The sequence below is a fragment of the Phenylobacterium sp. genome (assembly GCF_044358365.1).
Classification (GTDB): domain Bacteria; phylum Pseudomonadota; class Alphaproteobacteria; order Caulobacterales; family Caulobacteraceae; genus Phenylobacterium.
On record NZ_JBIKNZ010000093.1, the window covers coordinates 1 to 10,521 of the forward strand.

A 10,521-nucleotide genomic window follows, 5' to 3' on the forward strand; every position below is an offset into this window, starting at 1 on the left:
AACCTGTTCGACAGCCGCTATGCCGCCACCAGCCATGGCGACAACAACATCCTCTTCGGAACACCGCGTTCGGTCAGGGCTTCGGTGGACGTCAGCTTCTAGCCCTTTCCCGGCTGGCCGTTCGGCGCGATTGAAGGGCCAACACATCACGGAGGCTTTAAATGGCGGACGTTCAGCAGGCTCTTGAGTTCACCACATTCGAGCGACGCGGGCATGTGGGTGTTCTGACCCTCAGCAAGCCCGACCGGTTGAACGCACTGTCTGCCGCGATGCGCGCCGAGGTCGAGACTGTTCTGAACGCTGCTCAGGCCGACGATGATCTCCGGGCTCTGGTGTTGACTGGCGCGGGGCGCGGATTCTGCGCCGGGGCGGATCTGGCGGCAGGCGCTGCGGTGATGTCCGAGGGCGGTCAAGTTCGCCCCACGCAAAACGACAAGCTGGACGAAATGGGCTGGGTCGGGCGCTGGGCGACCATGTGGGCCAGCTTTGACAAGCCGGTGATCGGGGCCATCAACGGGGTTGCGGCTGGCGCCGGTCTGTCGACAGCGCTGGCCTGTGACGTTCGGATCGGCTCGGAACTGGCCCGTTTCAAAAGCGTCTTCATCGAGCGCAACCTGTCGCCGGACTCGGGGCTCAGCTTCTTCCTGCCGCGGGTTGTGGGTTATGCCGCCGCCGCCGACATGATCTTCACCAGCCGGGCGGTGGGCGCTGACGAGGCGCTCAGGCTGGGATTGCTCAACCGGATCGCGCCTGCGACCGAGCTGCAGGACGCAGCGATCGCCTACGCCGACGAGATGACCCAATGGCCGCCGCTTGCGCTTCGGATGTCCAAGCGCGTGTTGCAGCACAACGTCGATTGCGACCTCGCCGACGCGCTTCGGTTCGAGACGCTTGGCCTCGATTTCGTGGGCCGCGCCCGCAACGACGCAAAGGAATCGCGGGCAGCCTTCCTGGAGAAGCGCAAAGGCGTCTACACGGGGACCTGAAAACCCGCTATCTGCCCGCCATCGATCTGACAGGAGTTTCCGATGCCGCTCGATGCTGGCGCCCCGCAGAAGACTTATCGCTGGGATGATCCCCTCGACCTCTCGTCGCGCCTTTCGGAAGACGAGCGGATGGTCTGGGACGCTGCGCGCCAGTATGCCCGCGAAAAGCTGCTGCCCCGGGTGGTCTCGGCCTATGCCGACGAGCGGTTTGATCGCGAGATCATGACCGAGATGGGCGAGCTGGGGTTTCTGGGTCCCACGCTTCCGGAAGAGTACGGCTGCGCCGGGGTGAACCACGTGGCCTATGGCTTGATCTCCCGTGAGATCGAGGCGATCGACAGCGGCTACCGCTCGGCCATGAGCGTGCAGTCCTCGCTCGTCATGTATCCGATCTTCGCCTTCGGCTCCGAGGCGCAGAAGCGCAAGTATCTGCCCGGCATGGCGGCTGGACGGATCATCGGTTGCTTCGGCCTTACCGAGCCCGATGGCGGGTCCGACCCGGCCTCGATGCGCACGTTGGCGAAGAAGGTTCCCGGCGGTTTCGTGCTCAACGGTGCGAAAATGTGGATCACCAACAGCCCGTTGAGTGACGTTGCCCTGGTCTGGGCCAAACTCGACGGCAAGATTCGCGGTTTCCTGGTGGATCGCGGGATCAAGGGGTTCGAGACGCCGAAGATCCTCGGCAAGCTCAGCCTGAGAGCCTCTGTGACCGGCGAGATTTCGCTCACCGATGTTTTTGTGTCCGACGACGCCATGCTGCCCAACGTGGAAGGCCTGCGCGGTCCGTTCTCGTGCCTGAACAAAGCTCGCTACGGTATTGCGTGGGGTGCGATGGGCGCCGCCGAATTCTGCATGCATGCCTCGCGTGACTATGTGTCGAGCCGTAGCCTCTTTGGTCGCACCCTGGCCTCGCGCCAGTTGGTGCAGAAGAAGCTGGCCGACATGTCCACCGAGATCGCCCTCGGCTTCGAAGGGGCGCTGGCGCTGGGCCGGCTGATTGACGAGGGCGCCTGGGTCCCCGAGGCCATTTCGATGTTGAAGCGCAACAACTGCGGCAAGGCGCTGGATATAGCGCGTGTCGCCCGCGACATGCACGGCGGCAACGGCATCTCTGGCGAGTACCACGTCATGCGCCATGCCGCGAACCTTGAGACCGTCAACACATATGAAGGCGCCCACGACGTTCACGCTCTGATCCTGGGTCGCGCGATCACGGGTGAGAGCGCGTTTTGAGCAGGGCGACCGGACTGCAACCCTAAATTTACTTGGTACGACCTAGGCTATCCTCGACGAAAGGGGAGTGCCTATGGCTCGGAAGAGCGCGAAACGCGCCGCCGATCGCGTAGAGATGGTTCAGTGGCTGTTTGAGAACAGTCGCGATCTCATGCATGTCGTCAGCTCCGATGGTCGCTTCTTGTTGGTCAATCCGGCCTGGACCGAGGTTACCGGACTTTCGGCCGCCGAGTTGATCGGCAACCGGTGCCTGGACCGGTTCCATCCCGAGGATGTCATCGACATGAAGGCGCGCGCCGAGGCTGCGCAGCTGGGGAGCCTTTACGAGAACGAGGTCAGGGTCAGGACCCGGACCGGTGACTGGGTCTGGTACGCCTCTCGCCGCCAGTTGATGCCGGGCGGCTCGCACATCGTGACCATGTATGACGCCACCGCCCAGCGCGCGGCGCGAGAAGAAATCGAGGACGCGCGACGCACGCGCAAGGCGCTTGGCGCGTCGGCAGGGATCGGCATCTGGGAGTATGATCCCGCCGCTGACACCATCTGGTGGTCGGATGAACTGATTGAGCTGGTCGGTTTCGACCCGCAGGTCACCTGGACCTCGCAGCGGTTCTTTGAACTGATCCATCCGCGCGATATCGTACCGCTCAACGTCGCCATGAGGGACGCGGTCGAATCGGGCCGTCCGGCGAAGATCGAACATCGCATTCGCGCGTACGGACGGTGGATGACGATGCGCGTTACTGTGCGCCCCGACGTTCGACCCTATGGTAGTTTGCGGCTCAAGGGTATCTCCGAGGACATCACGGCGCTGGCCGAGGCGCGTGATGCTGCCCGACGCGGCGAGCAGCAGATGCGCCGCGCCCGTCGCGAGGTTCAGGCCACAGCCAGCCGCCTGAACCTGGCGTTACAGGCGGCGGAGGCCGGCGCTTACGAGATTGATCACGTCAAGAAGACCTTCTGGTGTTCACCGGAGTTCGAGCGGATCACCGGCCAGGGCCAGAGCGGATCAAGCTATGAGGAGGCTTGCGAGCTCAGGTATCCCGCTTTCCATATCGATGACCTGCCGCATGTGCGCGCCGCGTTCCGTGGCATTATTCGCGGCGAGACCCGCGCCGGCGAGTGCTTTGAGGCGCGCATCGTACGCCCGGACGGATCCGAACGATGGGTGCGCGTGCATCATCACCTGCAGGTTTCCCGTAGCGGGCGCTGGCAGAAGGCCGTGGGTCTGATTCAGGACTGTGACGCCGCCAAGCGACAGGAACTGGCCCTGATCGAGGCGCAGCGCGCCGCAGAGGACGCCGCCGAGGCCAAGGCGGCTTTCCTGGCCAACATGAGTCACGAAATCCGTACTCCCCTGAACGGTGTGATGGGCGTGCTTCATCTGCTCAAGAGCGAGTTGCTGTCTGCCGATGGCCGAAACCTGCTGGATGAAGCCCTGACCTGTGGCCGGATGCTGTCAGAAATCCTGAATGACGTGATCGACTTCTCGAAGATCGAAGCCGGCAAGCTTGAGCTCAATGCCGAAGCCGTCGACCCTGCGGCGCTGGTCCATGGCGTGGCCCAACTGCTGGAGCCGCAGGCCCGCGCCAAGGGCCTGCAGTTGGTGGTGGATGCGGACCCGGATCTGGGTTGGGTGATCTCCGACCCCGTCCGTCTGCGTCAGGCGCTCTTCAACCTGCTGGGTAATGCGGTGAAGTTCACTGAAAGCGGCCGTGTGGCGGTCCGTTGCCGACGGACCGATGCGGGGGTGCTGCGCTTTGAGGTGGAAGACACCGGGATCGGTATTTCCGCCGCGGCCCAGGAGCGGATTTTCGGCCGTTTCAACCAGGGGGACGCCTCGACGACGCGGAAGTTCGGCGGCTCCGGCCTTGGTCTGGCCATCACGCGAAAGCTGGCGGAACTGATGGACGGACATACCGGCTTTGTCTCAAAGGAGGGGCGAGGTTCGACCTTCTGGTTTGAGGTGCGCGCCGAGCCCGCTGCGTCCGTGTTCGAGACACCTGAGGTGGGTCGGTCGATCCTGGAGGGTGTCAGGGTGCTGGTCGTTGAGGACAATCCGACGAACCGGCTGATCGCCACGAAACTGCTGGAGCAGATGGGGGCTTCCGTCGAGACCGCCAACGACGGTTATCTGGGCGTCGAGGCGGCGGAGCGCGAGGTCTATGACCTGATCCTGATGGACATCCAGATGCCCGGTATCGACGGGCTGGAGGCGGCGAGACGTATTCGGGCTCTCGGCGGTACGGCGGCGCAGACCCCGATTGTCGCACTCACCGCCAATGTGCTGTCCCACCAACGCCGGGCTTATCTGGACGCAGGCATGGATGGCGTGGTCGGCAAGCCGATCTCGCCGGCTGATCTGCTGCGCGAGATCACAGCAGCGGCGTCCAGGCCAGTCGCAATGGAAGTGGAAACCACAACTGCTGCCTGAAGATGGCTTTCGCCCTGGGCATCGGGGTGCTTCATTGTCCCCTGAGACTCCGGAGGGGCGCAGGTGCGTAGATTTGAACCGGGACTGATCGGGCCGGCGTTCCTGGCCCCGGGGCTGGCGGCGGCCCAGACGGCAATGGCGTTCATGGCCTGAATGAGAGAGCACGCTTTTTATCACTGTATGCAGCGCGCGACGACCTGTTCGATCTGGTGAAAACCTACGTGGGGGTCAGGTAAGTCGCCCTGGATCCACGATCAGCTCACCGTGAGGCCGCGAACGACGGGTTGGCCTGTGATGGCGAACCGGTGCTAGATCAACGCTGATTCAGTCATTGGGAAGGACACGAGAGCATGACGGAGCCCGCTGCGCAGGCTACAGAGTCGGATGACAAGCCCACATCCCTGCGCACCGTCATCACGGCGTCCTCCGCCGGAACGACCTTTGAGTGGTACGATTTCTTCGTCTTCGGAAGTCTGACGGGCGTCATCTCCAAGACCTTCTTCACCGGGCTGCCGGAAACTGCGGGATTTGCCGCCGCGCTGGCGCTATTCGGCGCCGGCTTCCTCTTCCGGCCGCTGGGCGCACTCGTGTTCGGGCGGATCGGCGACCGCAAGGGCCGCAAGGGCGCCTTCCTGGCCACGGTGCTCTTGATGGGCGGCGCCACGGTCGCGATCGGCCTTCTGCCCAGCTACACCCAGGCCGGATTGATCGGGCCGATCCTGTTGATCCTTATGCGGATCATCCAGGGCTTCGCGCTGGGCGGCGAGTATGGAGGCGCGGCTATCTATGTGGCCGAGCATGCGCCCGCGAACGGGCGAGGTCAGGCCACAAGCTGGATCCAGAGTTCTGCAGCGTTCGGCCTGTTCGGCGCGCTCATCGTTATCCTGCTGACCCGTCTGGCTGTGGGCAACGAGGCCTTCGATGCCTGGGGCTGGCGGATACCTTTCCTGTTTTCAGGTGTCCTTCTCGCCATTTCCATCTGGATGCGGGTGAAGCTGAAAGAGAGCCCCGAATTCGCCAGGCTCAAGGCCGAGGGCAACGAGAGCAAGGCGCCCTTCACCGAGGCTTTCGGACGCTGGCGCAACCTCAAACTGGTCCTGATCGCCCTGGTGGGCGTGATGTTTGCCCAGGGCGCGGTCTGGTACACCTCATTCTTCTATGCCCAGACCTTCATGGAGCGTTTCCTGAAGGTGCCGCCCGAGACCATCAGCCTGATGCTGCTGACCATGACAGCCATGAGCGCCGTGCTCTACGTGGTGTTCGGCTGGCTTTCGGACAGGCTTGGCCGCAAGACCGTGATGATGTTTGGCATGGTGCTGATGTTGGCAGCTTATTTCCCGGGCTTCCACCTGCTGACCCAGACCCTCAATCCAGCATTGGCGGAAGCCGAGGCCCGGACGCCGGTGGTGGTGGTCGCCGATCCGGCAGACTGCTCCCTCCAGTTCGACCCGGTCGGCAAGGCCAGCTTCCTGTCGGCCTGTGACATCGCCAAGTCGACCCTGGCCAACGCCGGCGTGTCATACCGTAATGAAGCCGGTGTCCCGGGTCAGACGGCGATGGTGCGGGTCGGCGCCTGGACGGTGCCGTCCACTTCGGCCGTGGGCCTCAGTCCTGACGTCGCAAAGGCCGTCAAGGCCAGCGTGGAGACGCGCATTAAGGTCGCCCTGGCCCAGGCGGGATATCCCACCAAGGCCGATCCAAAGCGCATGAACATCTGGGGTGCGCTCGGTGTGATGTTTGTCTTTGTGGTCGCTGCGTGCGCGCTTTACGGCCCCATCGCCGCCAGTCTGGTGGAACTGTTCCCCACCCGCGTTCGCTACACGGCGATGTCGCTGCCCTACCATGTGGGCACCGGCTGGGTCGGTGGTTTCGTGCCCTTCACGGCCTTTGCCATCGTGACGGCGACGGGGGATATCTACTCAGGCCTCTGGTATCCGTTCGCCTTCACGGCGTTGTCGGTGGTGGTGTGCTTCTTCCTGCTGCCGGAGACAAAGGGACGACCGCTGGATCGTTAGGCGGGGCGCAGGGAAGGTCTAACGGGCGACGGGTAGCACCTCGGTGCGCACTGCTGCGGCGCCCAGCAAGGCTTGCTCTGCGCGCCAGTCGCCGGCGCCCACCAGCCGGATCACCAACTGTCCAGACAGCGTCCATTGCTGCATCTGCGCGACGCTCGCCGGGTCCAGGCGCTCGGCGTCACGGCGCGCCAGCGCCAGAACGTCCGGGTTGATGTCCGGGTCACAGACCAGCACGTCGGCGCTTGCCAGGGCGCGGACGGCCTTGAGGGTCAGGCGTTCGGCGGGACCGGCAGCCTCGACATAGTTGACGCTCCCGGCAGACGTGTCGCAGGCGGTCAACATCGCACGCAGTAAAGCCTTCGCCTCGTTCATTGCGCCCGCCGAAGCGGCTGCGGCTGCCGGACTGGACAATGCCGTGCGCAGGAACCTGCGGCGGGCGCCCGCCTCCGGGAATGCCGCACGCACCTCATCCTGCGTCGTCCGTAACAGCTCTGCGACCCGCCCGATCCCCTCAGGCGTCCGGGCCTCGATGTCCTGGCGCAACATGGTCGCCAGCATGGGCGACGCGCCGCCGGTGCCGATCGCCGCGACGACGACGCCGCGGTCAATGATGGACGGGGTCGTGAAGTCACAGAGTGCGGGGCGGTCGACCACGTTCACGGGTACATGCGCAGAGCGAGCCGCTTCTGCGGCCTGGCGGGCCCAGGTTTCGTCATCACCGGCGATGAAGGCCAGCGCCACGCCGACGTAGTTCCCGGAATCGAGCGCCTCAGCGGCGCCAAGTCTCACCACCCGTGCCGGTGAGCCGACGAACAGCCGCGCCTTGGCCTCTGCCCCCTCGCCATCGCCCGCGATCGCCACCGAACGGCCGGCCAGCGGGAAGAAGGCAGGAAAGGCGTCCATGATGCTATTTGAGGGTCTTCAGATAGGCGATGATCGCGGCCCGGTTCTCATCGTTCGGCACGTTAATCAGCATCTTGGTGCCGGGCGCGAAAGTTGCCGGCTGCTTCAGGTAGGTGTCGAGATTGGCGTCCGTCCACGTCCCGCCCTTGGCTTTGAGGGCCGGGGAATAGGCGAAGGCGCCCGCGCCGATCTTGCCGCCGGCGACGCCTGCAAGGCTCGGACCCATCACGGATCCGCCGTGGCACATCTTGCACTGCATATTGAACAGCTGTGCACCATCGGCGGCCATCGCCGGAGCGGCGGCCAGGGTCAGCACGGCGGCGAGGGGGACGACACGGAACATGGACTCTCCTGCGGGTTTCGTAGGCTCGGTACGGGTTAGCGTAATGGGCGACAATCGACCAAGGCCGGATTTACGCGATGGTCTGAACGGCGTTAGGATTGACCTCAAATAAGGCAACTGGAGACGCCCCATGGCGACCACGGTGGATGTGAACGGACGGCCCTTGAACGTCAACTCGGCCCCCGACACGCCGTTGCTATGGGTGCTCCGGGATGAACTGGGGCTGACTGGCACAAAGTATGGCTGCGGAGTTGCCCAATGTGGTGCATGCACGGTCCTTGTGGACGGCCAGGCGATGCGCTCCTGCCAGATGCCGGTATCGGCGGTTGGCGCGGCCAGGATCACCACCATCGAGGGCCTGGGCGGGACGCACCCTCTGCAGGAAGCCTGGGTGAAACTGGACGTGCCCCAGTGCGGCTACTGCCAGTCGGGCCAGATCATGAGCGCAGTCGCGCTGCTGGCCCAGACCCCGAAGCCGGATGACGCCGCGATCAGCGCGGCCATGGATGGCAACATCTGCCGCTGCGGCGCCTACCAACGCATCCGCGCCGCGATCAAAGAGGCGGCTGCCGGTCAAGCCGTCCAAACCGCACCGGCCAAGGCCTAGGAACGAACGCCATGAACAAGCCTCTCACGGATATCGTTCGCGCACCTACCCGTCGCCAGGCGCTGGTGGTCGGCGCCACTCTGGTCGGCGGATCCCTGCTGGTCGGATGCTCAATCGGTGACATCCTTTCGGCCGGTTCCAAGGTCGAGGTCGGCGCCTTTGGCCCCTTCCTCAAGTTCGCGGCCGACGGGTCGGTCACGGTGATCTCGAAGCACATCGAGTTTGGACAGGGCAACCATGCCGGTCTGGCCGCCATCGCGGCGGAGGAACTGGACGCGGACTGGTCCAGGGTTTCGGTCGAGCAAGCCGCAGCGAATGCCAAGCTCTATGGCAACACCATGATGGGCGGCGCCCAGAGCACCGGGGGGTCGTCGGCGATCTTCAATTCCTGGACCCAGCTCCGCACGGCGGGCGCCGCAGCGCGGGCCATGTTCGTGCAGGCCGCTGCGGCGAAATGGAGTGTTCCAGCCGCCGAGATCAAGGTCGCAAACGGGGTCCTGAGCCACGCTTCGGGCAAGCAGGCGGGCTTCGGAGATCTCCTCGACGAAGCGGCCAGGATCACGCCACCCGAAGCGCCGTTGCTGAAGGATCCCAAGACCTTCACCCTGATCGGCACGGATCGCGTCCGCCGGAAGGACTCACGCGTCAAGAGTACCGGCGCCGCGACCTATACCCTGGACGTCAAGCGTCCGGATCTCCTGGTGGCCATGGTCGCCCATGCTCCGAAATTCGGGGCCAAGGTGAAGTCGTTCGACGCCGCCGCGGCCAGCAAGATCGCAGGCGTCGTGGCCGTGCATCAGATCCCCACAGGCGTCGCAGTTGTGGCGGAAAACACCTGGGCGGCGCGCCAGGGCCGCGAGGCGCTGAAGGTCGAATGGGATGAAGCAAAGGCAGAGACCCGTGGCTCGGCCCAGATTCTGGCCAGCTTCAGGGATCTGGCGTCCGGCAAGACCGCTGCCCCGGAAAAGGGCGGCTGGAAGCCTTTTGACTCCAAGGGTGACGCCGCCAAGGCTGCCGCCGGCAGCAATGCGCTGGAGATCGCTTATGACTTCCCCTATCTGGCGCACGCCACCATGGAGCCGATGAACTGCGTGGCCATGGTGGGCAAGGGCCCGACCCGGTTGGTGTTCGGATCGCAGGCGCCCACCATGGACCAGATAAACACCGCCGGTATAGTCAAGGCGCTGCCGGGATCGATCCAGATCGAGACCCTGTTCGCCGGCGGCTCGTTTGGACGTCGCGCCAACCTGAAGTCAGACTATGTCACCGAGTGTGTCCATATCGCCAGGAAGGTGGGCGGCGGACGGCCCGTGAAACTGGTCTGGACCCGCGAGGACGACATGCGGGCAGGATACTACCGGCCCATCGTCCATCACACGGTTCGCGTGACCACGGACGCGCAAGGCTTCCCGGCGACGTGGCGTCATCGGGTGGTCACCCAGTCGATCATGAAGGGGGCGCCTCCCGGCATGTCCGGCGGGGATATCGATCCCACTGCGGTCGAAGGCGTGCTGGGTTCGCCCTATCTGAAGGCGACGCCCGTCGTCGACGCCCAGCTGATCATGCCGGATGTCGGCGTGCCCGTGCTCTGGTGGCGGTCGGTTGGCGCCATCCACACCGCCTATGTGATGGAACACACCATCGACCAGCTGGCCAGGCGGGCGGGCAAGGACCCGGTCGCCTACCGCCGCGCCCTTTACGAAAAGGCCGGCGCCAGGCGCCACATCGCTGTGCTTGATCTTGTGGCGGAGAAGGCGGGCTGGAGCTCGCCTGCGCCGGCCGGCTGGACCCGCGGCGTCGCGGTTCACGAGAGCTTCGGCTCGGTGGTGGCCCAGGTGGCCGAGGTGAAGCTGGAAAACGGCCAGCCCAGAGTGGGTCGCGTGGTCACGGCCATCGATTGCGGCACGGCCATCTCGCCCGATCAGATCGCCGCCCAGATGGAGGGCGGCACCTGCTACGGCCTGTCGGCGACCCTCTACGGCGAAATCACCCTGACCGAT

8 protein-coding genes are annotated in these 10,521 nt (G+C 64.8%); 6 read left to right on the top strand and 2 right to left on the bottom strand.

Going from position 1 to position 10,521, the window contains the following annotated elements; translation table 11 throughout:
• Nucleotides 1–161 precede the first annotated feature (161 nt).
• From ACIQ3B_RS16890 to ACIQ3B_RS16905, 4 genes are all read left to right on the top strand, one after another.
• On the top strand, nucleotides 162–986 hold the full coding sequence (locus tag ACIQ3B_RS16890; RefSeq protein ID WP_397404640.1) for an enoyl-CoA hydratase/isomerase family protein: 825 nt from the start codon (nucleotides 162–164) through the stop codon (nucleotides 984–986).
• A gap of 42 nt (nucleotides 987–1,028) precedes the next feature.
• Nucleotides 1,029–2,219 (top strand): acyl-CoA dehydrogenase, encoded by a 1,191-nt coding sequence (locus ACIQ3B_RS16895; protein ID WP_397404642.1) that lies wholly within the window; start codon nucleotides 1,029–1,031, stop codon nucleotides 2,217–2,219.
• Between the two features lie 73 nt (nucleotides 2,220–2,292).
• The gene (locus ACIQ3B_RS16900) at nucleotides 2,293–4,653 is read left to right on the top strand and encodes a PAS domain-containing protein (protein WP_397404644.1); all 2,361 of its coding nucleotides are present in this window, start codon (nucleotides 2,293–2,295) and stop codon (nucleotides 4,651–4,653) included.
• 350 nt (nucleotides 4,654–5,003) lie between these two features.
• On the top strand, nucleotides 5,004–6,668 hold the full coding sequence (locus tag ACIQ3B_RS16905) for an MFS transporter (protein ID WP_397404646.1): 1,665 nt from the start codon (nucleotides 5,004–5,006) through the stop codon (nucleotides 6,666–6,668).
• Between the two features lie 18 nt (nucleotides 6,669–6,686).
• On the opposite strand, the gene ACIQ3B_RS16910 is transcribed toward ACIQ3B_RS16905, so the two are convergent.
• On the bottom strand, nucleotides 6,687–7,571 hold the full coding sequence (locus tag ACIQ3B_RS16910) for an NAD(P)-dependent oxidoreductase (RefSeq protein ID WP_397404648.1): 885 nt from the start codon (nucleotides 7,569–7,571) through the stop codon (nucleotides 6,687–6,689).
• A gap of 4 nt (nucleotides 7,572–7,575) precedes the next feature.
• The gene (locus ACIQ3B_RS16915; protein ID WP_397404650.1) at nucleotides 7,576–7,914 is read right to left on the bottom strand and encodes a c-type cytochrome; all 339 of its coding nucleotides are present in this window, start codon (nucleotides 7,912–7,914) and stop codon (nucleotides 7,576–7,578) included.
• A gap of 130 nt (nucleotides 7,915–8,044) precedes the next feature.
• Here ACIQ3B_RS16915 and ACIQ3B_RS16920 point away from each other — a divergent pair, with 130 nt between their 5' ends.
• On the top strand, nucleotides 8,045–8,521 hold the full coding sequence (locus ACIQ3B_RS16920; RefSeq protein ID WP_397404652.1) for a (2Fe-2S)-binding protein: 477 nt from the start codon (nucleotides 8,045–8,047) through the stop codon (nucleotides 8,519–8,521).
• Between the two features lie 11 nt (nucleotides 8,522–8,532).
• A partial coding sequence (locus tag ACIQ3B_RS16925; RefSeq protein WP_397404654.1) for a molybdopterin cofactor-binding domain-containing protein occupies nucleotides 8,533–10,521 on the top strand: 1,989 nt, incomplete at its 3' end.

Coding starts and splice junctions, on each gene's coding strand:
- ACIQ3B_RS16890 (WP_397404640.1), top strand. CDS start 162: ATGGCGGACGTTCAGCAGGCTCTTGAGTTCACCACATTCGAGCGACGC.
- ACIQ3B_RS16895 (WP_397404642.1), top strand. CDS start 1,029: ATGCCGCTCGATGCTGGCGCCCCGCAGAAGACTTATCGCTGGGATGAT.
- ACIQ3B_RS16900 (WP_397404644.1), top strand. CDS start 2,293: ATGGCTCGGAAGAGCGCGAAACGCGCCGCCGATCGCGTAGAGATGGTT.
- ACIQ3B_RS16905 (WP_397404646.1), top strand. CDS start 5,004: ATGACGGAGCCCGCTGCGCAGGCTACAGAGTCGGATGACAAGCCCACA.
- ACIQ3B_RS16910 (WP_397404648.1), bottom strand. CDS start 7,571: ATGGACGCCTTTCCTGCCTTCTTCCCGCTGGCCGGCCGTTCGGTGGCG.
- ACIQ3B_RS16915 (WP_397404650.1), bottom strand. CDS start 7,914: ATGTTCCGTGTCGTCCCCCTCGCCGCCGTGCTGACCCTGGCCGCCGCT.
- ACIQ3B_RS16920 (WP_397404652.1), top strand. CDS start 8,045: ATGGCGACCACGGTGGATGTGAACGGACGGCCCTTGAACGTCAACTCG.